Here is a 24,635-nt window from a genome sequence, read left to right as displayed (position 1 = left end):
CGAGCGCCAACCAGTCCGTCAACGATGTGACCAGGCCCGCCTGCACCAGCCGCCGCCAGGTGCCCGGGCCGGCGCCTGGCATGGCCAGCCCTTGCTTGCCCCCGAGCCAGGCCAGGCGGGCGATGAACTGCTCTTCACACCCCTCGCCGGCTTGCCAGCAACTGTGAGGACCGTATCTTCCAGGTACAGGTACCGTCAGCGGTTGTCGCTCGACAGCGCGGTGGACCACCTTTTCGAAACGTGGAATGGTCAGCCCGGCTAGGCTGATCGCCACCTGGTCGCCTGGGCGAATGTCCAAGGTTTGCCAGCGGGCCATGGAGCCGAGGCTGACTTGGCTGATCCGGCGGTCGTCCAGGGTGACCGGCTGCAGCTTGAGCACTGGCGTCACCCTGCCGGTGCGGCCGATTAGAAAGTGTACGTCGCGCACCTCTGCCAGCGCCTGGGCGAAGGGGTATTTCCACGCGGCGATCCAATAGGGGGCGTTGGGCCGCCAGCGGGCGGCTGGCGGGCGGCTGTCCTGGCGCAGAATCACGCCGTCGGTGGCGAAGGGCAGCGGTGAGCGATACCAGTGCAGGCGCCAGTGGGTAGCTTGCGCGGGGGTGTCGATAGCTGTGCTGAAACGCTGACTGTCGGGGAACCCCCAGGCTGCAAGTTGTGTGAGGCGCTCGCCCTGGTCGTCCGGCCCATGCGGCCAGTCCCAGACGAACAGGCCGATGCTCGCGCCCAGTTCCGGGCCAAGCTGCTTGCGCGCCAGCATCCCGGCCACGCTACCGCGCGCATTGCTGCTGCCTGCCTCAGCTTGCACGTGCGCTTGCAGGCGCAGGTACAACTCGCCTTGCAATACGACGTCCAGTGGCTGAGGCAACTGCCGAGTGATGCTGCCGAGGTCCTTGATGTGGCGGCTCCAGTCATGCCCTTGGAGGCCGTCACCACGGCTGAGTAGCTGTACCAGCCGGCCTTGGCGATAGACCAGTGAGACCGCCACTCCGTCGACTTTCGGTTGCACCCACACGCCCTTCTTGCCGGTCATCCAGCGTGCAACGCCAGCTGCGTCAGGGAGTTTCTCGACGCCGGTGTGGGCAACGGGGTGGGCAATGGGGCCGCGTGCGCTGGCCAGTGGGTTTGGGCCTGTGGGTTCCTGGCCAAAGCACTGTTGCAGGTGCAGCAGGTGGTGCCGGGCCTGGTCGTAGAGCTCATCGGCTACGAGCGCTACACCCTGGCGGTAGTAATGGTCGTCCCAGTTGGCCAGGGTTGCGCGCAGTTGTGCAACTTCGGTTCTGGCTTGCTTGGCATCCCAGTCTGGACAGTGGCCGGCTTGGGCGATGGATGTGTGGAGCAGCAACAGGGCTGCGAGACCCAGGAAAGGTGACATGGCCAGCATCCTTGCGTGGCGGAGTGGAGTGTTCAGGCTAGGCAAGCATGGCGGAGGTTGGCGGGTTCAGTTGTCAGGTGATGTGTCGAGGGGCGATGCCATGGAAACTACAAAAAAGCCCCTGCCGATCACTCGGCAAGGGCTTCGATGCACCGCTGCAGGAGAAATTACAGGCCGGCAGCATCACGCAGCGACTGGGCGCGGTCGGTGCGCTCCCAGGTGAAGGTGGTGAAGGTGTCGTCGCCGACAGTCTTCTGCTGCGGGGTACGGCCGAAGTGGCCGTAGGCAGCGGTTTCCTGGTACATCGGGTGCAGCAGGTCGAGCATCTTGGTGATGGCGTACGGACGCAGGTCGAAGCACTCACGCACCAGCTGGATGATCTTGTCGTCCGAGACCTTGCCGGTACCGAAGGTGTTGATCGAGATGGAGGTCGGCTGTGCTACGCCGATGGCGTAGGACACCTGAATCTCGCAACGTTCGGCCAGGCCAGCGGCGACGATGTTCTTGGCCACGTAACGGCCGGCGTAGGCGGCGGAGCGGTCGACCTTGGACGGGTCCTTGCCGGAGAACGCGCCACCACCGTGACGGGCCATGCCGCCGTAGGAGTCGACGATGATCTTGCGGCCGGTCAGGCCACAGTCACCCACCGGGCCACCGATGATGAAGTTGCCGGTCGGGTTGATGTGGTAATGGGTGTCCTTGTGCAGCAGTTCGGCAGGCAGGGTGTGCTTGACGATCAGCTCCATCACGGCTTCCTGCAGGTCTTTTTGCGAGACTTCAGGGTTGTGCTGGGTCGACAGGACCACCGCGTCGATGCCGACTACCTTGCCGTTTTCATAGCGGCAGGTGACCTGGGACTTGGCGTCCGGGCGCAGCCAAGGCAGCAGCCCGGATTTGCGCGCTTCGGCCTGACGCTCGACCAGGCGGTGCGAGAAGCAGATCGGCGCCGGCATCAGCACGTCGGTTTCGTTGCTGGCGTAGCCGAACATCAGGCCCTGGTCACCCGCGCCCTGGTCTTCCGGCTTGGAGCGGTCGACGCCTTGGGCGATGTCCACCGACTGTTTGCCGATGATGTTCATCACGGCGCAGGTGGCGCCGTCGAAGCCGACGTCGGAGCTGTTGTAGCCGATGTCGATGATGACTTTGCGCACCAGCTCTTCCAGGTCGACCCAGGCCGACGTGGTGACTTCGCCGGCGATGATGGCGACACCGGTCTTGACCAGGGTTTCACACGCCACGCGGGCGTATTTGTCCTGGGTGATGATGGCATCCAGGACCGCATCCGAAATCTGGTCGGCGATCTTGTCCGGATGCCCTTCGGACACGGACTCGGAGGTGAAAAGGGAGTATTCGCTCATCTCGACGGGTTCCTAAAATTTACCGATGGTGTGTGTCGCCAGCCGTCCGCTGAAAATGGCGGACCTGTATCTGGAAACCGTTACGCAAGCCCACATAGAGGCTGTCCCCCGGGGCCAGCCCGGCAGCGTTGGCCCAACGGGCCAGGTCGTCCTGTTCAAAACCAAGCCAGAGATCGCCGCAGGCTTCCCGCGCCCAATCCTGATCGTGGCTGCACAGTTCGGTGACCAGCAGGCTGCCGCCTGCCTTCACCCGTTTGGCCAAAAGGCGCAGGGCCAGGGCCGGGTCGCTGAAATGGTGCAGGACCATGTTCAGCACAACGCAGTCGGCTTCCACATCCGTTGCACCCAGTGCATCGGCCAACTGCAGGTTTACATTATCCAGGCGTTCGCGTTCGCAGACCTGGCGCGCCAGCTCGAGCATGGTCGGGCTGTTGTCCAGGGCTGTGACACAGGCGAAGCGCCGGGCCAGGTCGGGCAAAAAGCCGCCGTCGCCGGGGCCGACTTCCAGCGCGCTGGCAGTCGGCTCGAAGTTCAGTGTGTCGAGCAGCGCCAGCAGGCTTTCGCGGTACTGCGGCAGGCCGGCGATCAGGTCCTGCTGGGCGCGGAACTTTTCTTCCACGCGCAGGAAAAAGTCCTGGCTGGTGGCGGCGCGGCGTTGTTGCACCTGAGCGATGCGCGCCTGCACGTCCAGCGGCAGTGCCAGGTCGTCGACCTCTTCGAGCAGCGCGGTGTGCAGGCGGCCGCCCAGGCGGTGGCTGTCGGGCAGGGCCCTGCGGTAGAAAACCGCATTGCCTTCGCGGCGCGTAGCCACCAGCTCGGCCTGGGCCAAAACCTTGAGGTGATGGCTCATGCCCGACTGCCCGATGTCGAAAATCTGTGCCAGCTCCAGGACGCCGAACGAGTCGCTGGCCAAGGCGCGCAGGACATTCAGGCGCAGTTCGTCGCCACTGGCTTTGCACAGGGCTGCCAGTGTGTCGCTTCGCTGAGGGATCGGTTGCGCACGGAGGTTCATGACGCGGCAGTCTAGACAGGCATCGTTGCCCTAGCAAGACCAATATCAAAAAGTTTTGATATTGGCGATGAGCTGCAAGAAATAGAGCCTTGCGCGCACGCTTCGGCTTTCTCTTGCTGCTTAAAGCTTGCCGCTTGCCGCTTAAATGTTTGCCCCCAGCCCCCCAGTGGGGGAAAATGGCCGCCTTTTTCGTTACACCACCTATTCAAGCCCCAGGAGATAAGCGATGCCCAGCCGTCGTGAACGTGCCAACGCCATTCGTGCCCTCAGCATGGATGCCGTGCAAAAGGCCAACAGCGGCCACCCAGGTGCCCCCATGGGCATGGCGGATATCGCCGAAGTGCTTTGGCGCGACTATCTGAAGCACAACCCGAGCAACCCGAGCTTCGCCGACCGTGACCGCTTCGTGCTGTCCAACGGCCACGGCTCGATGCTGATCTACTCGTTGCTGCACCTGACCGGCTACGACGTCACCCTCGACGACCTCAAGTCGTTCCGCCAGCTGCATAGCCGTACCCCGGGCCACCCCGAGTTCGGCTACACCCCAGGTGTGGAAACCACCACCGGCCCGCTGGGCCAAGGTTTGGCCAATGCCGTGGGCTTTGCCTTGGCGGAGAAAGTGCTGGGTGCCCAGTTCAACCGCGATGGCCACAACATCGTCGACCACAACACCTACGTGTTCCTCGGCGACGGCTGCATGATGGAAGGCATCTCCCACGAAGTCGCCTCGCTGGCCGGCACCCTGGGCCTGAACAAGCTGGTGGCCTTCTATGACGACAACGGCATCTCCATCGACGGTGAAGTGGAAGGCTGGTTCACCGACGACACGCCCAAGCGCTTCGAGGCCTACAACTGGCTGGTGATCCGCAACGTCAACGGCCACGACGCCGACGAGATCCGCACGGCTATCGAGACTGCGCGCAAGAGCGACCGTCCGACCCTGATCTGCTGCAAGACCATCATTGGTTTCGGCTCGCCCAACAAGCAGGGCAAGGAAGACTGCCACGGTGCTCCGCTGGGCAACGACGAAATCGCCCTGGCCCGCAAGGAACTGAACTGGAACCACGCTCCGTTCGAAGTTCCTGCCGACATCTACGCCGAATGGGACGCCAAAGAAGCAGGCGCCAAGGCTGAAGCCGAGTGGAACACGCGGTTCGATGCCTATGCCGCCGCCTTCCCGGAACTGGCCAGCGAACTCAAGCGCCGTCTGAGCGGTGATCTGCCAGCCGACTTCTCCGAAAAGGCCGCTGCCTACATCGCTGAAGTCGCTGCCAAGGGCGAGACCATCGCCAGCCGCAAGGCCAGCCAGAACACCCTGAATGCCTTCGGCCCACTGCTGCCGGAATTCCTTGGCGGCTCGGCCGACCTGGCCGGCTCCAACCTGACCCTGTGGAAGGGCTGCAAGGGTGTGGACGCCAACGACGCCAGCGGCAACTACGTGTTCTACGGCGTGCGCGAGTTCGGCATGACCGCGATCATGAACGGGGTTGCCCTGCACGGCGGCCTGGTGCCTTACGGCGCGACGTTCCTGATGTTCATGGAATACGCCCGTAACGCCGTGCGCATGTCCGCCCTTATGAAGCAGCGCGTCATCCATGTGTACACCCACGACTCCATCGGCCTGGGCGAAGACGGCCCGACCCACCAGCCGATCGAGCAACTGACCAGCCTGCGCAGCACGCCGAACCTGGACACCTGGCGCCCGGCCGACGCAGTCGAGTCGGCTGTGTCCTGGAAGCACGCCCTGGAGCGCAAGGACGGCCCATCGGCGCTGATCTTCTCGCGCCAGAACCTGCAGCATCAGGACCGCGACGCCCAGCAGATCGCCGATATCGCCCGCGGCGGTTACGTGCTCAAGGACTGCGCCGGCGAGCCCGAGCTGATCCTGATCGCCACCGGTTCGGAAGTGGGCCTGGCCGTTCAGGCGTTCGACAAGCTGACCGAGCAGGGCCGCAAGGTGCGTGTCGTGTCGATGCCGAGCACCAGCGTGTTCGACGCACAGGATGCGGCCTACAAGCAGTCCGTACTGCCGCTGCAAGTGGGTGCCCGCATCGCCATCGAAGCGGCTCATGCCGACTTCTGGTACAAGTACGTGGGCCTCGAAGGCCGTGTCATCGGCATGACCACTTACGGTGAATCGGCTCCGGCCAGCGCACTGTTCGAGGAGTTCGGCTTCACCCTGGAGAACATCCTGGGTACTGCCGAAGAGCTGCTGGAAGACTGATGCAACCCTGGAGGGCTTGGCCCTCCATCGCGACGCAAGGCCGCTCCTGCAGTTACCGCGCAGCCTCGATGTTGGCGCGGTGCCTGTAGGAGCGGCCTTGTGTCGCGATGGGCCGCAACGCGGCCCCAACAGCCACCATGCGTTAGCGAGCCCACCAATGCCCCACCCGCGTCCCTACAAAGTTGCACTCAACGGTTACGGCCGCATCGGCCGCTGTGTCCTGCGCGCACTGTTTGAGCGTGGGGCAAAGGCTGGCTTCGAAATCGTTGCATTGAACGACCTGGCCGACCAGGCCAGTGTGGAATACCTGACACGCTTCGACTCCACTCACGGCCGATTCCCCGGCGACGTGAAGGTCGACGGCGACTGTCTGCATATCAATGGTGACTGCGTGAAGGTCATGCGCAGCGCCACCCCCGAGGGCGTCGACTGGGCCGCCCTGGACATCGACCTGGTGCTGGAGTGTTCCGGCGCCTATCACACCCGTGCCGATGGCCAGCGCTTTCTTGATGCCGGTGCGCCGCGTGTGCTGTTCTCGCAGCCCATGGCCAGCGAGGCCGATGTGGATGCGACGGTGGTCTACGGCATCAACCAGGCTTGCCTGACCGGCACCGAGCGCCTGGTGTCCAACGCCTCCTGTACCACCAACTGTGGCGTACCGCTGCTGCGGGTACTGGACCAGGCGTTCGGCATCGAGTACGTACAGATCACCACCATTCACTCGGCAATGAACGACCAGCCGGTGATCGACGCCTACCATCATGAAGATTTGCGCCGCACGCGCTCGGCTTTCCAGTCGGTGATCCCGGTGTCCACTGGCCTGGCGCGTGGTATCGAGCGCCTGCTGCCGGAACTTGCCGGGCGAATACAGGCCAAAGCGGTACGCGTGCCGACCGTCAACGTGTCGTGCCTGGACATCACCCTGCAGACCGCCCGTGACACCAGTGCGGTCGAAGTCAATCGGGTGCTGCGCGAGGCGGCGCTGGATGGCCCGCTCAAAGGCTTGCTGGCTTACACCGAATTGCCCCACGCCAGCTGTGATTTCAACCATGACCCGCATTCGGCGATCGTCGATGCCAGCCAGACACGCGTCTCGGGCCCCCGCCTGGTGAACCTGCTGGCCTGGTTCGACAACGAATGGGGTTTTGCCAACCGTATGCTCGACGTTGCCGAACATTATCTGCACGTCGTCCACCCAACCCGCACCAAACAGCCCTGAAGGACTGCATTCATGACCGTGTTGAAGATGACCGACCTCGACCTGCAAGGTAAACGCGTACTGATCCGCGAAGACCTCAACGTGCCTGTGAAGGACGGTGTGGTAACCAGCGACGCGCGTATCCTGGCTGCGCTGCCGACCATCAAGCTGGCTCTTGAGAAGGGCGCGGCGGTAATGGTCTGCTCGCACCTGGGCCGCCCGACCGAAGGTGAGTTCTCGGCCGAGAACAGCCTCAAGCCGGTTGCCGACTACCTGAGCAAGGCCCTGGGCCGCGACGTTGCACTGGTCGCCGACTACCTCGATGGCATCGAGGTCAAGGCCGGTGACCTGGTGCTGTTCGAGAACGTTCGCTTCAACAAGGGCGAGAAGAAGAACGCCGACGAGCTGGCGCACAAGTACGCGGCCCTGTGCGACGTCTTCGTCATGGACGCCTTCGGCACCGCTCACCGTGCCGAAGGCTCCACCCACGGCGTCGCCAAGTTCGCCAAGGTCGCTGCGGCAGGCCCGCTGCTGGCCGCCGAGCTGGACGCCCTGGGCAAAGCCCTGAAGGCACCGGCCAAACCAATGGCGGCCATCGTTGCCGGCTCCAAGGTTTCCACCAAGCTGGACGTGCTGAACAGCCTGAGCTCGGTTTGCGACCAGTTGATCGTTGGTGGCGGGATCGCCAACACCTTCCTGGCCGCCGCCGGCCACCCGGTGGGCAAGTCGCTGTACGAGCCTGACCTGGTGGAAACCGCCAAGGCCATCGCCGCCAAGGTCAGCGTACCGCTGCCAGTCGACGTGGTGGTTGCCAAGGAGTTTGCCGAGAGCGCAGAGGCCACCGTCAAGGCCATCGCCGACGTGGCCGCTGACGACATGATCCTGGACATCGGGCCACAGACTGCGGCCAACTTCGCCGAACTGCTGAAGTCGTCGAAAACCATCCTGTGGAACGGCCCGGTCGGTGTGTTCGAGTTCGACCAGTTCGGCAACGGCACCAAGGTACTGGCCAAGGCTATCGCCGAGAGCGCCGCATTCTCCATCGCCGGCGGTGGCGATACCCTGGCAGCCATCGACAAATATGGCGTCAGCGCCGAGATCTCCTACATTTCTACCGGTGGTGGTGCATTCCTCGAGTTCGTCGAAGGCAAGGTACTGCCGGCCGTGGCGATCCTTGAAGAGCGGGCAAAAGCCTGACAATGGCGGCGCCTGGCAAAGGGAGCGACCTGATGGTCAAGCAATTGCCTGTGATCTTGCTGGCTGGTTTGCTGAGCGCATGCTCCAGCAGCCCGTCCTCGGACAACGATCCGGCGCAGCCGCCCAAGGGCGGCTGCTACCAGTCTGAGTGGCAGGCCGAGACCGTGCCGGTAATCAGCAAGCGCGTGGGCCCGGAAGGCCTGGAAAAGTATGACGAAGACCACCAGCGCAAGGCGCCTGGCTGCCCATGAACCGATGCGCTTCGTCGGAGCAGGCAACCAAGCGACCATTGTGTGGTCATCTAGAGGATATGCAATGAAAGCGCTGATGGCCTTGATGGCCCTGGCGACACTGGCAGGATGCTCGCTGCTGCAGCCGGCGCAACCCGCCCCGGCAGCCGCCTGGACCCGTTGGGTCTGTGACAGCCAGACCGAAGTGCTCTGGCGCTTCGCCGATGCACAACAGGATTCGGTCGACGTGCGCCTCGGCGGCGGCGACCAGGTCTACCGGCTCAAGTCCGAGCCGAGTGCGTCGGGCGCGATGTACAGCGATGGCGTGCTGGCCTTCCACACCAAGGGCGAGGAAGGCCTGGTGTACTGGGTGGCAACCAACGATCTGATTGGGCGGGGCTGCAAGGCACCGTGACTGGCCGGGCCGCACCGGTGGCCCACACTACTTGAACAGCAACCGCCCCTGCGGCAGGCTTGCACGAAACAAAACGACGCTTGTCGGGAGAGAGATACACAATGGCACTCATTAGCATGCGCCAGATGCTGGACCACGCCGCCGAGTTCGGTTACGGCGTTCCAGCTTTCAACGTCAACAACCTCGAGCAGATGCGCGCCATCATGGAAGCGGCCGACAAGACCGACTCCCCAGTGATCGTCCAGGCTTCGGCCGGTGCCCGCAAATACGCTGGCGCGCCGTTCCTGCGTCACCTGATCCTGGCCGCCATCGAAGAATTCCCGCACATCCCGGTGTGCATGCACCAGGACCACGGCACCAGCCCTGACGTGTGCCAGCGTTCGATCCAGCTGGGCTTCAGCTCGGTGATGATGGACGGCTCGCTGGGCGAAGACGGCAAGACCCCGACCGACTACGAGTACAACGTCCGCGTCACTCAGCAGACTGTCGCCATGGCGCACGCCTGTGGTGTTTCGGTCGAAGGCGAGCTGGGCTGCCTGGGTTCGCTGGAAACCGGCATGGCCGGTGAAGAAGACGGCATCGGCGCCGAAGGCGTGCTGGACCACAGCCAGATGCTCACCGACCCGGAAGAAGCCGCCGACTTCGTCAAGAAGACCCAGGTGGATGCCCTGGCCATCGCCATCGGCACCAGCCACGGTGCCTACAAGTTCACCAAGCCGCCAACCGGTGACGTGCTGGCGATCGACCGCATCAAGGAAATCCACAAGCGCATCCCCAACACCCACCTGGTGATGCACGGTTCTTCCTCGGTACCGCAGGAGTGGCTGGCGATCATCAACCAGTACGGCGGCGACATCAAAGAGACCTACGGCGTACCGGTCGAAGAAATCGTTGAAGGCATCAAGCACGGCGTGCGCAAGGTCAACATCGATACCGACCTGCGTCTGGCCTCCACCGGTGCCATGCGCCGCCTGATGGCGCAGAACCCGAGCGAGTTCGACCCGCGCAAGTTCTTCGGTGAAACCGTGAAAGCCATGCGCGATGTGTGCATCGCACGTTACGAAGCCTTCGGCACCGCCGGTAATGCCTCGAAGATCAAGCCGATCTCCCTGGAAGGCATGTTCCAGCGTTACCTGAAAGGTGAGCTGGCCGCCAAGGTCAACTGATCACAGGCCGCCTTAAAAAGACCCACAGAAATGTGGGTTTTTTTATGGCTGAATGCCCGGCAAACGACCGTTAGTCGACTACCCTTACCTTTAGTCACTGATAGCGTTCTGATTGCATTGCGTGTTACACACTCGAGTCTAGAGTGTTAAACCGGATCCAGATGCAAGTCGAAGTCGGTCATAAAAGAGAAAGCAGCATGGATGGCGCTTACCCTCAACCACCGGATGGCAACTCGGTTCTCCTGGTGGTGGACGATTACCCTGAGAACCTCATAAGCATGCGAGCCTTACTGGCCCGCACAGACTGGCAGGTGCTGACAGCAGGTTCAGGGACGGAAGCCTTGAGCGCCTTGCTGGAGCACGAAGTCGACCTTGTCTTGCTCGACGTGCAGATGCCCGAAATGGACGGTTTCGAGGTTGCCCGGCTGATGCGTGGCAGCCACCGTACCCGGCTGACCCCGATCATCTTCCTCACCGCCAACGAGCAGTCCGATGCCGCCGTGCTCAAGGGCTATGCCAGTGGTGCGGTGGATTACCTGTTCAAGCCGTTCGACCCGCAGATCCTCAAGCCCAAGGTGCAGGCGCAACTGGACCAGCAGCGCAACCGGCGCATGCTGCAACGCTTGACGCGCGAACTGGAGGCGGCCAGGGCGTTCAATGCGTCCATCCTAGAGAATGCCGCCGAAGGCATTCTGGTGGTCGACGCCCACGGCAACATCAGCTTTGCCAACCCGGCGATCTCGCGCTTGCTCGATGCCCCGGTCGAGCAATTGCAGGGCGTGCAGTTACTTGAGTTGCTGCAACTGCCCAATGCCACCCTCTGGAGCGAATCGGATTTCCATCAGGCCTACCAGTCACGGCAGATCTTCCGTGTACACGACGCCCACCTGCGCACGGCAGGCGGTCATCTGGTCCCGGTGGCATTGTCCTGCGCACCGCTGCCGGCCGATCAGCAGGCGATGGTGGTGACGGTGCTGGACATGTCGGCGGTGCGCAATTTGCACCAGCAGCTCGAATACCAGGCGGTCACCGACCCGCTTACCGGCCTGCTCAACCGCCGTGGGTTCTATCAGGCCGCTGAAAGCGTGCTGCTGCGCAACGAACGCTCAGACAAGGCCCAGGCCTTGATGTACATGGATTTGGATGGTTTCAAGCGGATCAATGACTCGCTCGGCCACGAGGCCGGGGACCGGGTACTGGGTTGGGTTGCCGAGCAGCTCAAAGACTGCCTTGGTAGTGAGGCGCTGCTGGCACGCATGGGCGGCGACGAGTTCACGGCGCTGTTCGATGGCCTGCCGTATCCGGAACAAGCCGGCCGCTTTGCCGAGCAACTGCTCGAGCGTATGTCCGTCCAGCGCCAGGTGGCCGGCCTGGATGTCTGCCTGGGTGTCAGCATCGGCATTGCCACTTTCCCGGACTGCGGTGCCACTGTCGAAGGCCTGTTGCGTGCCGCCGATGCGGCGATGTATGCGGCCAAGCAGGCTGGGCGCGGGCAGTACCGCTTCTATGACCAAGAGCTCAATGGCCGGGCGCGGTCACGGCTGATGCTTGAGGACAGCGTGCGGCACGCCGTCGAGTCGCAAGGCTTCAACATGGTGTACCAGCCCCAGGTCGCTTTCGCCGATGGTCACCTGCGCGGTTTCGAAGCCCTGCTGCGCTGGCAGCACCCCAGCGTCGGCGATGTACCGCCGGGGCTGTTCATCCCTTTGCTTGAGGAGGCGCGACTGATAACGCGCCTGGCCAGCTGGATCTACCGCCAGGGGGCGGCGCAGCGTCAGGCCTGGTGTGAGCGTTTTGCCCCGGATCTGGTGCTGGGTATCAGCCTGAGCCGCGCTCAGTTCGCCATGCCTGGGCTTGTCGATGAGCTGCAGCGGGTGATACAGGATTACCGGCTCAACCCGGCGCAACTGGAATTGGAAGTTGCCGAGACCTCACTGATGTACAACATCGACGCGGCGATCAAGCAGATCCACCGCCTGCGCGAGCTGGGAGTGCGCGTGGCGCTGGACGACTTTGGTGCTGGTGACTGCTCGCTGCGCATGCTGCGCGACCTGCCTGTCGACACCTTGAAGCTGGACCGCCACCTGGTGGCGCGCCTGCCCGATTCGGCGCCGGACGCCGCCTTGGTGCGCAGCGTCATCGGCCTGTGCGCCGAGTACAACGTCACGGTCATCGCCGAAGGCGTGGAAACTGCGGCCCAGGCTGCTTGGCTCAAGGCAAACGGTTGCGCCTACGTGCAGGGCTTCCTTGTCGCCCGGCCGATGACCGCCGCCGATGCCAGCGGCTTTCCGGCAATTTTTCCCTGGCCGCAGTCCTGATTGGCTAGAATCGGCATTCGTTACGCCGAATGTCATGCCATGACCGTATTACGCTATTTGCAAGCTTACCCGCCGCACCTGCAAGAGCAGGTGCAGCAGATGATCGACAGCGACCGCCTGGGCGACTACCTGCAACGCCGCTATCCCGATCGCCATGAAGTGCAGAGCGACAAGGCGCTGTACGGCTACGCCCAGGATCTGCGCCAGCAATACCTGCGCAGTGCGCCAAGCCTGGACAAGGTACTGTTCGACAACCGCCTGGACCTCACCCACCGTGCGCTGGGGCTCAATACTGCGGTGTCGCGGGTGCAGGGTGGCAAGCTCAAGGCGAAGAAGGAAATTCGCATCGCCTCGCTGTTCAAGGAGGCGGCGCCGCAGTTCCTGCGCATGATCGTGGTACATGAACTGGCGCACCTGCGCGAGCGTGACCACAGCAAGGCCTTCTACCAGCTTTGTCAGCACATGGAGCCGGACTACCACCAACTGGAATTCGACCTGCGCGTCTACCTGACCTATCGGGAGCTGCCGGGTAACCTGTAAGGATCACGCAGCATGGATGTGAGCAAGACCAAGAGCAGTTTCTATCGCCGCCTGTACGTGGCCTGGCTGATCGACAGCCAGACCGCTACCAGCGTGCCAGCCTTGATGGAAGCCACCGGGATGCCGCGCCGCACCGCGCAGGACACCATCGCTGCGTTGGCTGACCTGGACATTGTCTGCGAGTTCGAGCAGCAGGAAGGGGCGCGCAACCATGCCGGGCATTATCGCATCCATGACTGGGGTGCGATCGACAAGCAGTGGATCATCCGCCACCTGCGCCAGATCAGGGAAGTGCTCGGCTACCCGTAAATGCGGGGGGCTGCCTGCTTCGGCCAAAATAGAGGCTAATTGACACTATTGGCCGCTGCCCTGTGCGGCGGCTTTGTGTAGTCTCATGACCTGCGTTATCGAAGACCGCCATCAACAGCCTGTGCCTACCACTGCAAAAGGACTTGAGCATGCGGCCACTGCTTTGCGTTCTGGGATTGTTGGGTGTGATGCTGGTTGGGCCAGCCTTGGGCCAGGGCAAACTACGGCTGGTGGCCGATACCTGGCCGCCGTTCACCGATGCCGGCATGCCCGGTGGTGGCCTTGCCACCAGCATCGTCACCACGGCGCTGGCGCGTGCAGGTTACCCCAGCGAGTACGAGGAAGTACCGTGGGCGCGGGCGCTGCTCGGGGTTAGCGAAGGCCGTTACGACGTACTGATCAATGCCTGGTACAACGATACGCGTACCCGCATCGGCCAGTTTTCCAAGGCCTACCTGACCAATCGCATCCGTTTGCTCAAGCGCAAGGGCGACAGCTTCCGTTACAGGCGCCAGGCTGATCTGTATCCCTACAGCATTGCCGTGGTGCGTGATTATGCCTACTCACCCGAATTCGATAGCGACACCCGCTTGCACAAGGTGCCGGTACGCAACTTTTCCTCCGCCGTGCGCATGCTGGCGGCAGGGCGGGTGGATCTGGCAGTGGAAGATGAGTTCGTGGCGCGCTACAACCTGCAGCGCGAACCCGAGCAGGTGCGTGATGGGGTAGTGCTGGTCGAACCCGCGCTGGGCGAGAACACCCTGCATATTCTGGTGAGCCTCAAGCACCCTGAGCATCGGCAGATCGTCGAGCGGTTCGAGCGCAGCATTGCAGCGATGAAGGCAGACGGCAGCTATGCACGGCTTCTGCGCCAGCATGGCTTTTGATGTGCAGCGCAGGCAACGAACAATCAGGCCGGTGAGCCCTCTTTGATCAGGTGCGCGGCCAAGGTCCGCAACGGCCCCAACTGCCGGCAGATCAGCGCCAACTGGGTTTGCACCAATCGTTGATGTTCATCCAGTTCCTCAGGCATCTGCTCCAGCGTATTGGCCAAGGCTTCCTCGGCATCGCTGTGAATCGCCACGGGTAACCGCGCCGCCAGGCCGTTGGCGATTTCGTCGAGGCTGGCGGCCAATGCCTGCCCCGCCCCCTCGATCAACTGTTCATGGACCTCTGCCGGCAGCGCCGTATCACGGTGTGCCCCCAGCCCTGAGAGGTAGCTGAGCAAGGTATGCGACAGCACCAGGAAGCGGAAGCCCACGTCGGCCTCCTTACGGAAGTGCCCCGGCTCCATGAGCATGTTGGCCAGCGTGGTGGACAGCGCCGCGTCAGCGTTGTGTGCGTTGCGCCGGGCCAGGCGGTAGGCCAGGTCATCGCGCTTGCCGTGGGCATACTGCTGCATGATCTGACGCAGGTACACACTGGCGCAGGCCAGGGTGTTGGCCAGTGCCTTGTTAAGGCGACGGCCCTGCCAGTCGGGGAGGAACAGGAACACGGCGAGAATGGCGATCAGGCTACCGACCAAGGTATCGAACAGCCGTGGCAGGAACAGGCCGTAGCCATCGCCGATCTGGTTGAAGCAGAACAGGATCATCAGCGTGATCGCCGCCGTGGCCAAGGTGTAGCGGGTGGTCCGGTTGACGAAGAACACCACCCCGGCCACCACTGCGAACGCCGACTGGATGAGCGGATTCGGGAACAGGTCGAACAGGGCCCAGCCCACGGTCAGGCCGATGGCTGTGCCGAAGATCCTCTGCACCAGTTTGCGCCGGGTGGCGCCATAGTTGGGCTGGCAGACGAACAGGGTGGTGAGGATGATCCAGTAGCCTTGGGTCGGGTGAATCAAGTGCACCATGCCGTAGCCCACCGACAGCGCCAGCGACAGGCGCAGGGCATGGCGGAACAGCAGCGAGGTAGGTGTGAGCTGGGTGCGCAACCGCTTCCACACATCCTTGAGGTTGCGTGGCGAACGGTCGAGCAGGCTGCTGTCGCTGGCGTCGGCCAGGCTGTCGGGGTTGCTGGCGGCGCCAAGCAGGCGGTCCAGCGTGGCCAGGTTTGCAGCCAGGGCGCGTAGCGAGCGCAACAGGCCACGCCAGGCCGGGTTGTTCTGGTTACGCAGGTGCTCAAGCGAGGCATTGAGGTCCTCGAGGGCCTCGGCGAAGCCGGTGGCCAGAACGAACGGCTGGCGCAGGCGGATCGAGCGTGCCAGTTCCTGGCAGGATGCCCCTTGTTTGCGCAGCAGGCGCTGGCAGCGGAACATCACGTCGCTGTGGAAGAACGCCTCGGTGAGGGCGTTGTAAGGGTAGTGCGAGGCGCTCACCCTTTCGTGGATGTCCTGGGCCAGGAAGTACAGCTTCAGGTAGCGGCTGACCTTGGAGTTGGGCTGGCTATTGCCCACCCGGTGCAGAATGATTTCCTTGGCGGCATTCAGCGCGGCCACCACCTTGCCGTTTTGCTGGGCCAATGCCAGGCGCTGGGCTTCGACATCGAGTGTGCGAATCGGCTCGAACAGGCTGGCCTTGAGCTTGAGGTAAGTGCCCAGTTCGAAGAACAGTTTGGCCAGGCTCTGCTGTACCGGTTGGTTGGAGAACAGCGCCTGCCACAGCACCGAGAGCAGACCATACCAAGCGGCACCGGCCACCAGCAGCAACGGTTCATGCCAGAAGTCGCTGACTTCGCCGCCGCGCTGGTCCACGCCGATCATGGTGTACACCGACAGAATCAGCGTTGCCGATGCGATCGCGCCGTAGCGTTCACCCAATGCGCCAAGCATGGTCAGGGAGAAGGCGGCCAAGGCCATGGAGACGGCGAAGATCCAGGGGTAGGGGAACAGCAGTTCCACCGAAAGCGCGGCAATGGCGAAACACAGCAGGGTGACGAGCAGCGCGCTGAGGCGGCCTTGCCAGCTATCGTCGGTCTCGGCCAGGGCGCTGGCGATGATGCCGAGGAACAGCGGGATGAGCAGGCTCATCTCGTTCTGGTACCAGCACCAGGCCATGCTGCCGGTGAGCGCGATGGTCACGCGGATGGCGTAGCTGAACTTGTCTTGACCCCACAGGCGACGCAATGACTGACGGAACGAGCTCGATGACATGATGGCCTGCTGGCAGTGATCGATTGAATGCATTGCGGCACGGACCAGCAAGAAGCGTTCCGTGCTGCTGAATGGATTCTACTCTACACGAACTGTGCTGCAGCGTTGGCCGATGCCCAGGCCCATTGGAAATTGAAACCGCCCAGGTGGCCGGTGACATCCAGCACTTCACCGATGAAATAGAGGTTGGGGCTCTTCAGCGATTCCATGGTTTTCGACGACACCTCACGGGTATCGACGCCACCCAAGGTGACTTCGGCGGTGCGATAGCCTTCGGTACCTGCTGGTACCAGCTGCCAGGCCGCCAGCTTGTCGGCGATCTGCGCCAGCTCCGCCGGGGTGTACTGCTTCATCGGCTTTGACTCGAACCACTGCTCGGCCAGCAGGTTGGCCAGTTTGCGGGTGAACACCTCGCCCAATACGGTCTTGAGTTCCGCGTTGGCGCGCTCGGTCTGCTGCTGTTGCAGCCAGGTCAGGGCATCACGGTCGGGTAGCAGGTTGATTTCGACCGTATCGCCGGCTTCCCAGAACGACGAAATCTGCAGGATCGCCGGGCCGCTGAGGCCGCGGTGGGTGAACAGCAGGTTTTCGCGGAAGCTGGTGCCGTTGCAGCTGGCTGTGCAATCGAGCGAGGTGCCCGACAGCTCGGTGCACAGTGCCTTGAGCTGGGGCTCGGTAATGGTGAACGGCACCAGGCCTGCGCGGGTCGGCAGCAAGGTATGGCCGAACTGGCGCGCTACCTGATAGCCGAAGCCGGTCGCGCCCAGCGTTGGAATCGACAGGCCTCCGGTGGCGATCACCAGCGATTGGCAGGCAAACTGGCCGGCGCTGGTTTGCAGCAGATAGCCGCTTTCGGTCTTCTCGATATGCTCGATGCTGGTTTGCATGCGCAGTTCGGCACCGGCTTCGTCGCATTCGGCCAACAGCATGTCGAGGATGTCGCTGGCCTTGTTGTCACAGAACAGCTGGCCGAGCTTCTTTTCGTGGTAGGGCACGCCATGCTTGGCCACCAGCTCGATGAAGTCCCACTGTGTGTAGCGGGCAAGGGCCGACTTGCAGAAGTGTGCGTTCTGGGAGAGGAAGTTGGCCGGCTCGGTGTACAGGTTGGTGAAGTTGCAGCGCCCGCCACCAGACATGAGGATCTTCTTGCCTGGCTTGTTGGCGTGGTCGAGCAGCAGCACCCGGCGGCCACGGCGGGCGCTGAGCTGGGCGCACATCAGGCCGGCGGCGCCGGCGCCGAGGATGATCACGTCGGTGGTGTGCACGGGGTACCTCATAAAGAGTGCTGGGGCTGCTGCGCAGCCCTTTCGCGACACAAGGCCGCTCCTACAGGCGTACGCAATCCATTGGAGCGGCCTTGTGTCGCGAAGGGCCGCAAAGCGACCCCAAAAGATTTCAGAGAATGCGAACTTTCAGGGCGCGGCCCTTGATCTTGCCGCTGTTCAGGCGCTGCATCGCCTGCTTGGCCAGCGCCCGCTCCACCGCCACGAAGGCCTGGAAGTCGAAGATGGCGATCTTGCCCACCTGCTTGCCCGGGATGCCGGCATCACCGGTCAGCGCACCGAGGATGTCACCCGGGCGCAGCTTGTCCTTGCGGCCAGCGGCGATGCACAGCGTGGTCATGACCGGCAGCAGCGGTTCGCCACCTTTGTTCTTCAGGCTGTCCAGCTGGTCCCAGCGCAGCGGGCTCTTCTGCAGCGCCTCGATGGCCTGGGCCCGATGGCCTTCGGCCGGAGCGACCAGGCTCACGGCAAGGCCTTTCTCGCCCGCGCGACCGGTACGGCCGACGCGGTGCACGTGGATCTCGGCATCGCGCGCCAGCTCCACGTTGATGACCATGTCCAGGCCATCGATATCCAGACCGCGGGCGGCTACATCAGTGGCCACCAGCACCGAACTGCTGCGGTTGGCGAACATGGTCAGCACCTGGTCGCGGTCGCGCTGCTCGAGGTCGCCGTGCAGGGCCTGGGCCACGATGCCCTTGGCGGTGAGGTGGGCGACCACGTCCTCGCACTGCTGCTTGGTGAAGCAGAACGCCACGCAGGACTGCGGGCGGTAGTGGCCGAGCACGCGGGTGACAGCCTCCAGGCGCTGTTGCGGGTCGATTTCGATGAAGCGCTGTTCGATCTGGTTGTCGGTGTGCAGGCTCTCGACCTTGACCTGCTGCGGCTTGCGCATGAAGTCGGCGGCCAATTGCTCGATACCGGTGGGGTAAGTGGCCGAGAACAGCAGGGTCTGGCGGCGCGACGGGGTCTTGCCGATGATGCTGGCGATAGCGTCGAAAAAGCCCATGTCGAGCATACGGTCGGCTTCGTCCAGCACCAGGGTATTGAGCCCGTCTAGCACCAGGGTGCCTTTGTCTAGGTGCTGCTGGATGCGCCCTGGGGTGCCGACGATGATGTGCGCGCCATGCTCCAGCGAAGCGATCTGCGGGCCCAGCGAGACGCCACCGCACAGGGTGAGGATCTTGATGTTGTCTTCAGCGCGGGCCAGGCGGCGCAGCTCTTTGGCAACCTGGTCGGCAAGCTCGCGGGTGGGGCACAGTACCAGTGCCTGGCAACCGAAGTAGCGCGGGTTGATCGGGTTGAGCAGGCCGATGCCGAAGGCGGCGGTCTTGCCGCTGCCGGTCTTGGCCTGGGCAATCAGGTCCTGGCCCCTGAGGATGACGGGCAGGCTCTGGGCCTGGATCGGCGTCATCGAGGCATAGCCGAGGGCGTCCAGGTTGGCCAGCATGGCGGCGGACAGCGGCAAGGTGGCAAAAGCGGTGGATTCGGTGGTCACGAGGCGGGCCTGCGTTGCGAAGCGAAAAATGCCGCATAGTCTACCAGCCTCGTGGCCATTCGCCCTAAGACTCCATGTGCGGTTCCGGACGACGGGCACGCCTTCCGTCCGTCGGCGACAGCTGCAGGAAGATCGCCGCCGCCAGCATGGCCATGATACCGATGGTCACGAAGGTCAGCTGGAAGGCGCCCAGGGTGGTTTCCACACCATCGGCATTGCCGGCTGCAGTGAAACCGCCCAGCAGTGCGCCTGCGCAGGCCACGCCCAGGCTCAACGACAGCTGCGCGACCACCGACAGTAGGCTGTTGCCGCTGCTGGCGCTGGCATCGTCGAGGTCAATCAGGGTTACCGTGTTCATGGCGGTGAACTGCATGGAGTTTACGGCGCCCAGCAGGGCCAGTTGCACCAGCAGTACGGCATACGGGGTCTGCCCGTCGACCAGCCCCAGGCTGGCCAGCAGCAGGCCGAGCAGCACGGTGTTGCCGGTGAGGACGATGCGGTAACCGAGGCGTTCGATCAGCGGCCGGGCTACGGACTTGGCGACCATTGCCGCCGCCGCCAGCGGGATCATGCTCATGCCGGCCTGCGCCGGCGAATAGCCCAGTGCCACCTGCAGCAGCAACGGCACCAGGAAGGGCAGGGCGCCGCTGCCCAGGCGTGCGAACAGGTTGCCCAGAATGCCGATGGCGAAGGTGCGCACCCGGAACAGGCTGGGCGAGAACAGTGGCTCGGGATCGCGCCCGGCGCGCAGCCAGTAGGCCGCCAGGCAGGCCATGCCGGCGAACAACAGGAGCATCACCCGCAGGTGCGGCAGGTGCAGCTCGCCCAGGCCTTCCATGGCGATGGTGATCAGCACCATCGCCGCGCCAAACAGGATGAAGCCTGGGCCATCGAAGGTGGTGCGTTCGGCACCGCGCAGGTCGGGGATGAACTTCCACACGGCGTAACAGCCCAGCGCGCCCACGGGCAGGTTGAGCAGGAAGATCCAGTGCCAGGTGAGGATCTCAACCAACCAGCCGCCCAACGTCGGGCCTAGCAGTGGGCCCAGCAGGCCGGGGATGGTGATGAAGCTCATGATCCGCACCAGTTCGCTACGTGGATAGGCGCGCAGCACCACCAGCCGCCCGACCGGCAGCATCAGTGCGCCGCCCAGGCCCTGCACCACACGGGCGAAAATCAGAAAGCCCAGGCTGTTGGCCATGGCACACAGCAGTGAACCGAAGCTGAACAGCACGATGGCGCTGAAGAAGATACGCTTGGTGCCGAAACGGTCGGCGATCCAGCCCGAGGCGGGGATCAGCAGGGCCACGGTGAGCATGTAGGCGATGATCACACCCTGCATGCGCAGCGGGTTCTCTTCGAGCGAGCGGGCCATGGCCGGCAGTGCGGTGTTGAGGATGGTGCCGTCCAGGGATTGCATGAAGAAGGCGATCGCCACTACCCAGGGGATCCAGCGGGCGGTGACAGGGTCCAGCGGAGTGCGTTCGGGCATATGAACCTCAATGTTCAGTGTTGCCTGTCCTGGCCTCATCGCAGGCAAGCCGGAGAGGAGGCCGGGATAGCCGATCACAATGTCAGGGTCAGCCCTTTGACCAGCGCCCCCGGCAAATGACTCGAACCGGTACTGCGCTGTCCATAGGTGCTGGTCGACAGGATCATCTCTCGCTCACAGGTCAGGTCTTCCAGCTGGCTGCCCAGCAGACTGTACAGGCTGTCATCGAAACGCATGGTGCTTACCGGCCCCTGAATCTGGCCGTTTTCCACCCAGAAGGTGGCGAAGCGGGTGAGCCCGGTCATGCGCGCAGCCGGCAGGTCCGAGTAGTTCAGGTACCACAGGTTGCTGATGTACAAGCCAGTACCCAACCGCGCCAGGATGTCTGCGTTGGCAAGATTCCCCGCTGCAAGGCTGAGTGCGCAGGGCGATTCGTAGCTGTCCGCGCCATTGGCAAGCAGCTCGAACTCGGCGGCACTGCGGGCACTGACCAGGCTGCCCAGCGCTTGCCCTTCCCTTATCAGTGGTACGTCCTGGCGCGGCGAACCCTCATCGGAAAACGCCGGGCTCAACGACCCGCTGACCTGCTCGTGGAAACACACCAGCGGGCTCAGCCGGGCATCGCCGCTGTACAGGCGCTGCAACGCACTGTTGCCAGTGGCCAGAGACTGCGCAGAGAAACCGCCCCAGCACAGCATGCCGGCGATTTCGTCCATCGCGGCAGGCGCCAGATAGGCGCGGTAGCTACCAGGCTTCAGGGTAATTGCCGGGCGGCCGAGGAAGCCCAGCTGTTCGCGGGCCTGGCGCAGGCGGGCGGTGAATTCGTCGGCATTCCACACCTGGCCGGCATAATTCGCCTTCACGGCTTGGCCGTTACTGTGGAACAGGCTCCAGTCGAAGTTGAAACTGTTGGCCTGGTGCCAGCCGAAGGCTCCGTAAGAGCTGGCAAAGCCCCTGCAGATCGGGCCGGCGGCATAGATCCCAACCAGGTCCAGGTCGCCTGCTTCGCCGTCGAGCAGCGCCAGTACTTCGCTCAACTCAGGCAGCGCCTGATCCTGCAGGCTGTGGCTGTGCCAAGCGCTCTGGTCCAGGCGCAGGTAGGGGTCCGCAGGCAGAAGGGGCAGCGTCTGACGCAGCTGTTCAAGGGCTTCGCCCAGGCGCTGACGGTCCACTTGCGCATCGCCGCTCAGGGTCACTTGCTGTTCAGCCTGGCGCCCGTCGCGGATCAGCCGCAGGTGCGCACTGGCCTGGCTGACCTCGCCGGCCTGGCGCACCTTGGCATGGTTGAAACGCACGAATTGCGATTGTTCAGCGCTGTAGCCCAGGGTGAACTGTTCTTCTGCATGTTTCACTTTACGCAAGGCACTGACCAGTTGTTCGAAAGCATGCTGTGGTGTTGCGCTCATCAGGCGTCCCCCCCGAATACGTCGATCTGGCGGAACATGCAGGCCGGAGCGGCATGGCCCACCCGCACCACCTGGTTGGGTTCGCCCTTGCCGCAGTTGGGCGTGCCCAGTACCTGGAAGGTGCTACGGTCACCAACCGCCGCGAGGTTGCGCCAGAACTGCGCGGAGATGCCGCGGTAGTTGGGGTTTTTGACGATGCCTTTGAGCTCGCCGTTTTCAATCAACTGGCCCCATTCACAGCCAAACTGGAACTTGTTGCGCGCATCGTCGATGGACCAGGAACGGTTGGTGCGCATCAGGATGCCGTGCTCGATTCCCTGAATCAGTTGTTCAAGGGTTCGATCACCCGGCTCGACATTGAGGTTGGCCATACGGTCGATCGGCGCGCGGTTCCAGCCGCAGGCGCGGCTGTTGGCCACTCCATCGAGCCCGGAACGGAACTGCGACAGCGCGCCGCCCAGCGGGCGCAGCAACAGACCGTCCCGGATCAGGAACTGCTTGCTGGCCTGGCTGCCGTCGTCGTCATGGCTGTAGCTGGCGAGTTCCTCCCCGATGGTCGGGTCGAAGGTCACGTTGAGCAGTGGCGAGCCGTATTGCAGGTGGCCGAAATCACTGGCTTTGACGAAGCTGGTGCCAGCGTAGTTGCGCTCGTCGCCGAGGATGCGGTCCATTTCCAGTGGGTGGCCGATCGACTCATGGATCTGCAGCATCATCTGGTCTGGCATCAGCAGCAGGTCACGCTGGCCGCTGGGTGTGTTGGCCGCCAGCAGCAGCTGCAGCGCCTCGTCGGCCACATGCTGAGCAGCACCGACCAGGCCGCAGCGTTCGATGATTTCGAAGCCACCCTGCTGGCCGAAGTTGTCCCGGCCCAGGCTACGGGTCTGGCTGTCCTGGCCGTCGCTGGCGGTGACACTCAGCCCCGGGAACAGGAACCGCTGAGCATGGCGCAGTTCGGCACCGGCGGAGTTCAGGTAGGTCTGCTCGACCAGGCTTTGGCTCAGGCTGGCCTGCCAGTCCACCAGGCGGCTGTCCTTGGGTATGCTGGCTGATTCGGCGGCGAGCAGGCCCAGGCAGTCGGCGAGGCTGGGCAGTGGGCGGTCGAAATTTGGCGAAACATGGTCGTGGCGCGAGCTGGGCACCGGCTGGTCGCGCAGGTCAAGCAGGCTGTGCCTGGCGATCTGCCGGGCCATGGCTTCGGCATGTTCCAATGCTCGTTGTAGCCCTTGCTGGGACAGATCGGCGGTGGCCGCGTAGGCCTCTACGCCGTTGACCCGCACCGTGAGCATGGCGCCCTCGTCCTGGCTGAAAAATGGCGGCTCGGCCACGTTACGGCGTACCGAAAGCGCCTGGTGGGACTGTTTCACATGGCGCAGGGAAAACAACTCGGCCGTGCTGCGCAGCGTGGCAAAGCGCTGGCGCAGCAGGGCGCTGGAATCGAACATGGAAAACCTCCGTGTGCACGGTGGCTCCCCCTAGAACCACCCATCTTGCATGGCCAGGCAGGTATCGTCGCGTGCCTCGAGCAATGCCAGCTCATTATGGCAGCCTGGTACCTCCCAGGTCAGGAAATAACGGGCTGCCTGCAGTTTGCCCAGGTAGAAGTCGCGGTCTGCGGCATTGCCCTTGAGCAGGCCCAGCTCGGCATGTATCGCTTGTTCCAGCCAGCGCCAGCCGATCACGCAATGGCCAAAGGCCTTGAGGTACAGGGCCGAGTTGGCAAGGGCGCCGGCAGTCTGGCCTTGGGCGAGATCACCCAGCAGGCCGAGGGTCACGGCTTGCAGGCGAGTGACCAGTTGCTCGAGCGGTTGGCGCAAGGCATCAAGATTGGGGTGGTGGCTGGCGCGCTCACCGGTACTTGCGATCAGGCGAATCAGTTGTTTGAGGCCGGCTCCGTTGTGCTGTGCCAGCTTACGGCCCAGCAGGTCGAGTGACTGGATGCCTTCGGTGCCCTCGTGGATCGGGTTCAAACGGTTGTCGCGGTAGTATTGTTCTACCGGGTATTCGCGGGTGTAACCGTGGCCGCCCAGGATCTGGATGGCCAGTTCGTTGGCCTTCAGGCAGAAGGTCGAAGGCCAGGATTTGACAATTGGCGTCAGCAGGTCGAGCAACGCTTGTGCCTGCTGGCGTGCACTTTCGTCCTCTGCGGTCTGGGTGTCGTCGAACAGGCGCGCTGCGTACAGGCCCAGGTCGAAGGCGCCTTCCACGTACGCCTTCTGTGCCAGCAGCATGCGTTTCACATCGGTGTGCTCGATGATCGGCACCGCCGGGCTGAGAGGGTCCTTGCTGTCCGGCAGCCGGCCTTGCGGCCGCTGGCGGGCATACTCCAGCGAATACAGGTAGCCAGCGTAGCCCAGCATCACTGCGCCCATGCCAACACCGATGCGTGCCTCGTTCATCATCTGGAACATGCAGGCAAGGCCCTGGTGTGGCTGGCCGACCAGGTAGCCGACGCACTGGTCGTTGTCGCCAAAGTTCAGTGCCGTGGAGGTGGTGCCGCGCCAACCCATCTTGTGGAACAGCCCG

Annotated in this window: 20 protein-coding genes; 10 read left to right on the top strand and 10 right to left on the bottom strand. The window is 63.5% G+C overall.

Annotated features, from left to right (window positions below; all coding sequences use genetic code 11):
• From ligB to BLX42_RS15655, 3 genes are all read right to left on the bottom strand, one after another.
• Window positions 1–1,372, bottom strand: a 1,372-nt coding sequence (gene ligB / locus BLX42_RS15665; RefSeq protein ID WP_161872125.1) for an NAD-dependent DNA ligase LigB, incomplete at its 3' end; no start/stop codon positions are given.
• 167 nt (window positions 1,373–1,539) lie between these two features.
• Complete coding sequence (gene metK / locus BLX42_RS15660) at window positions 1,540–2,730, bottom strand: methionine adenosyltransferase (protein ID WP_046785045.1); 1,191 nt, start codon at window positions 2,728–2,730, stop codon at window positions 1,540–1,542.
• A 19-nt stretch (window positions 2,731–2,749) separates the two neighbouring features.
• Entirely contained in the window at window positions 2,750–3,742 is a 993-nt protein-coding gene (locus BLX42_RS15655; protein ID WP_046785046.1) for a metalloregulator ArsR/SmtB family transcription factor, read from the bottom strand.
• A gap of 226 nt (window positions 3,743–3,968) precedes the next feature.
• Between BLX42_RS15655 and tkt the strand changes: the two genes are divergently transcribed.
• The 10 genes from tkt (at window position 3,969) to BLX42_RS15605 (ending at window position 14,226) form a co-directional block, all read left to right on the top strand.
• On the top strand, window positions 3,969–5,966 hold the full coding sequence (gene tkt, locus BLX42_RS15650; RefSeq protein ID WP_046785047.1) for a transketolase: 1,998 nt from the start codon (window positions 3,969–3,971) through the stop codon (window positions 5,964–5,966).
• Window positions 5,967–6,123: 157 nt separating this feature from the next.
• Entirely contained in the window at window positions 6,124–7,185 is a 1,062-nt protein-coding gene (gene epd / locus BLX42_RS15645) for an erythrose-4-phosphate dehydrogenase (RefSeq protein WP_046785048.1), read from the top strand.
• A gap of 12 nt (window positions 7,186–7,197) precedes the next feature.
• A complete protein-coding gene (locus BLX42_RS15640) occupies window positions 7,198–8,361 on the top strand; it encodes a phosphoglycerate kinase (RefSeq protein ID WP_046785049.1) in 1,164 nt (387 codons plus the stop codon).
• Between the two features lie 32 nt (window positions 8,362–8,393).
• A complete protein-coding gene (locus BLX42_RS15635; protein ID WP_012312446.1) occupies window positions 8,394–8,612 on the top strand; it encodes a hypothetical protein in 219 nt (72 codons plus the stop codon).
• A 64-nt stretch (window positions 8,613–8,676) separates the two neighbouring features.
• Window positions 8,677–9,006: an MliC family protein gene (locus BLX42_RS15630; RefSeq protein ID WP_046785050.1), complete on the top strand. Its 330-nt coding sequence runs from the start codon at window positions 8,677–8,679 to the stop codon at window positions 9,004–9,006.
• 101 nt (window positions 9,007–9,107) lie between these two features.
• The gene (fba, locus tag BLX42_RS15625) at window positions 9,108–10,172 is read left to right on the top strand and encodes a class II fructose-bisphosphate aldolase (protein WP_008093958.1); all 1,065 of its coding nucleotides are present in this window, start codon (window positions 9,108–9,110) and stop codon (window positions 10,170–10,172) included.
• Between the two features lie 197 nt (window positions 10,173–10,369).
• Entirely contained in the window at window positions 10,370–12,490 is a 2,121-nt protein-coding gene (locus BLX42_RS15620) for a bifunctional diguanylate cyclase/phosphodiesterase (protein ID WP_161872124.1), read from the top strand.
• Between the two features lie 39 nt (window positions 12,491–12,529).
• Window positions 12,530–13,030 (top strand): M48 family metallopeptidase, encoded by a 501-nt coding sequence (locus tag BLX42_RS15615; protein WP_119688165.1) that lies wholly within the window; start codon window positions 12,530–12,532, stop codon window positions 13,028–13,030.
• A gap of 12 nt (window positions 13,031–13,042) precedes the next feature.
• Window positions 13,043–13,339, top strand: coding sequence for a helix-turn-helix domain-containing protein (locus BLX42_RS15610; protein WP_012312450.1), 297 nt, complete (start codon window positions 13,043–13,045; stop codon window positions 13,337–13,339).
• Window positions 13,340–13,488: 149 nt separating this feature from the next.
• Entirely contained in the window at window positions 13,489–14,226 is a 738-nt protein-coding gene (locus tag BLX42_RS15605) for an ABC transporter substrate-binding protein (RefSeq protein WP_115273435.1), read from the top strand.
• Between the two features lie 23 nt (window positions 14,227–14,249).
• Here the strand turns inward: BLX42_RS15605 and yccS are convergent, their stop codons facing one another.
• From yccS to BLX42_RS15570, 7 genes are all read right to left on the bottom strand, one after another.
• A complete protein-coding gene (gene yccS / locus BLX42_RS15600) occupies window positions 14,250–16,433 on the bottom strand; it encodes a YccS family putative transporter (RefSeq protein WP_046785174.1) in 2,184 nt (727 codons plus the stop codon).
• 83 nt (window positions 16,434–16,516) lie between these two features.
• Window positions 16,517–17,698: an NAD(P)/FAD-dependent oxidoreductase gene (locus tag BLX42_RS15595; protein WP_046785054.1), complete on the bottom strand. Its 1,182-nt coding sequence runs from the start codon at window positions 17,696–17,698 to the stop codon at window positions 16,517–16,519.
• Between the two features lie 130 nt (window positions 17,699–17,828).
• Window positions 17,829–19,166, bottom strand: a complete 1,338-nt coding sequence (gene dbpA / locus BLX42_RS15590; protein WP_256672005.1) for an ATP-dependent RNA helicase DbpA — start codon at window positions 19,164–19,166, stop codon at window positions 17,829–17,831.
• 112 nt (window positions 19,167–19,278) lie between these two features.
• A complete protein-coding gene (gene mdtD / locus BLX42_RS15585; protein WP_039604767.1) occupies window positions 19,279–20,706 on the bottom strand; it encodes a multidrug transporter subunit MdtD in 1,428 nt (475 codons plus the stop codon).
• 74 nt (window positions 20,707–20,780) lie between these two features.
• Window positions 20,781–22,112 carry a TldD/PmbA family protein gene (locus tag BLX42_RS15580; protein WP_168216559.1) on the bottom strand — a complete coding sequence of 444 codons (1,332 nt, stop codon included), beginning with the start codon at window positions 22,110–22,112 and terminating at the stop codon, window positions 20,781–20,783.
• Window positions 22,112–23,554 (bottom strand): TldD/PmbA family protein, encoded by a 1,443-nt coding sequence (locus BLX42_RS15575; protein WP_161872122.1) that lies wholly within the window; start codon window positions 23,552–23,554, stop codon window positions 22,112–22,114. Before BLX42_RS15575 ends, BLX42_RS15580 begins: the two co-directional genes overlap by 1 nt.
• A 30-nt stretch (window positions 23,555–23,584) precedes the next feature.
• The coding region (locus BLX42_RS15570; protein ID WP_161872121.1) for an acyl-CoA dehydrogenase at window positions 23,585–24,635 on the bottom strand (1,051 nt) is incomplete at its 5' end.

This window comes from Pseudomonas sp. SG-MS2 (assembly GCF_009933855.1).
Classification (GTDB): Bacteria; Pseudomonadota; Gammaproteobacteria; order Pseudomonadales; family Pseudomonadaceae; genus Aquipseudomonas; species Aquipseudomonas putida_E.
The sequence above is the reverse complement of the archived record's forward strand: the minus strand, read 5'-3'. Positions and strand labels throughout refer to the sequence as shown.

Bases quoted from the DNA above. Each gene is read 5' to 3' on its own strand.
- BLX42_RS15655 (WP_046785046.1), bottom strand. From the start codon at position 3,742: ATGAACCTCCGTGCGCAACCGATCCCTCAGCGAAGCGACACACTGGCA.
- mdtD (WP_039604767.1), bottom strand. From the start codon at position 20,706: ATGCCCGAACGCACTCCGCTGGACCCTGTCACCGCCCGCTGGATCCCC.
- metK (WP_046785045.1), bottom strand. From the start codon at position 2,730: ATGAGCGAATACTCCCTTTTCACCTCCGAGTCCGTGTCCGAAGGGCAT.
- epd (WP_046785048.1), top strand. From the start codon at position 6,124: ATGCCCCACCCGCGTCCCTACAAAGTTGCACTCAACGGTTACGGCCGC.
- BLX42_RS15630 (WP_046785050.1), top strand. From the start codon at position 8,677: ATGAAAGCGCTGATGGCCTTGATGGCCCTGGCGACACTGGCAGGATGC.
- BLX42_RS15640 (WP_046785049.1), top strand. From the start codon at position 7,198: ATGACCGTGTTGAAGATGACCGACCTCGACCTGCAAGGTAAACGCGTA.
- fba (WP_008093958.1), top strand. From the start codon at position 9,108: ATGGCACTCATTAGCATGCGCCAGATGCTGGACCACGCCGCCGAGTTC.
- BLX42_RS15610 (WP_012312450.1), top strand. From the start codon at position 13,043: ATGGATGTGAGCAAGACCAAGAGCAGTTTCTATCGCCGCCTGTACGTG.
- BLX42_RS15635 (WP_012312446.1), top strand. From the start codon at position 8,394: ATGGTCAAGCAATTGCCTGTGATCTTGCTGGCTGGTTTGCTGAGCGCA.
- BLX42_RS15615 (WP_119688165.1), top strand. From the start codon at position 12,530: ATGACCGTATTACGCTATTTGCAAGCTTACCCGCCGCACCTGCAAGAG.
- BLX42_RS15575 (WP_161872122.1), bottom strand. From the start codon at position 23,554: ATGTTCGATTCCAGCGCCCTGCTGCGCCAGCGCTTTGCCACGCTGCGC.
- BLX42_RS15605 (WP_115273435.1), top strand. From the start codon at position 13,489: ATGCGGCCACTGCTTTGCGTTCTGGGATTGTTGGGTGTGATGCTGGTT.
- BLX42_RS15580 (WP_168216559.1), bottom strand. From the start codon at position 22,112: ATGAGCGCAACACCACAGCATGCTTTCGAACAACTGGTCAGTGCCTTG.
- tkt (WP_046785047.1), top strand. From the start codon at position 3,969: ATGCCCAGCCGTCGTGAACGTGCCAACGCCATTCGTGCCCTCAGCATG.
- dbpA (WP_256672005.1), bottom strand. From the start codon at position 19,166: ATGCTGGCCAACCTGGACGCCCTCGGCTATGCCTCGATGACGCCGATC.
- yccS (WP_046785174.1), bottom strand. From the start codon at position 16,433: ATGTCATCGAGCTCGTTCCGTCAGTCATTGCGTCGCCTGTGGGGTCAA.
- BLX42_RS15620 (WP_161872124.1), top strand. From the start codon at position 10,370: ATGGATGGCGCTTACCCTCAACCACCGGATGGCAACTCGGTTCTCCTG.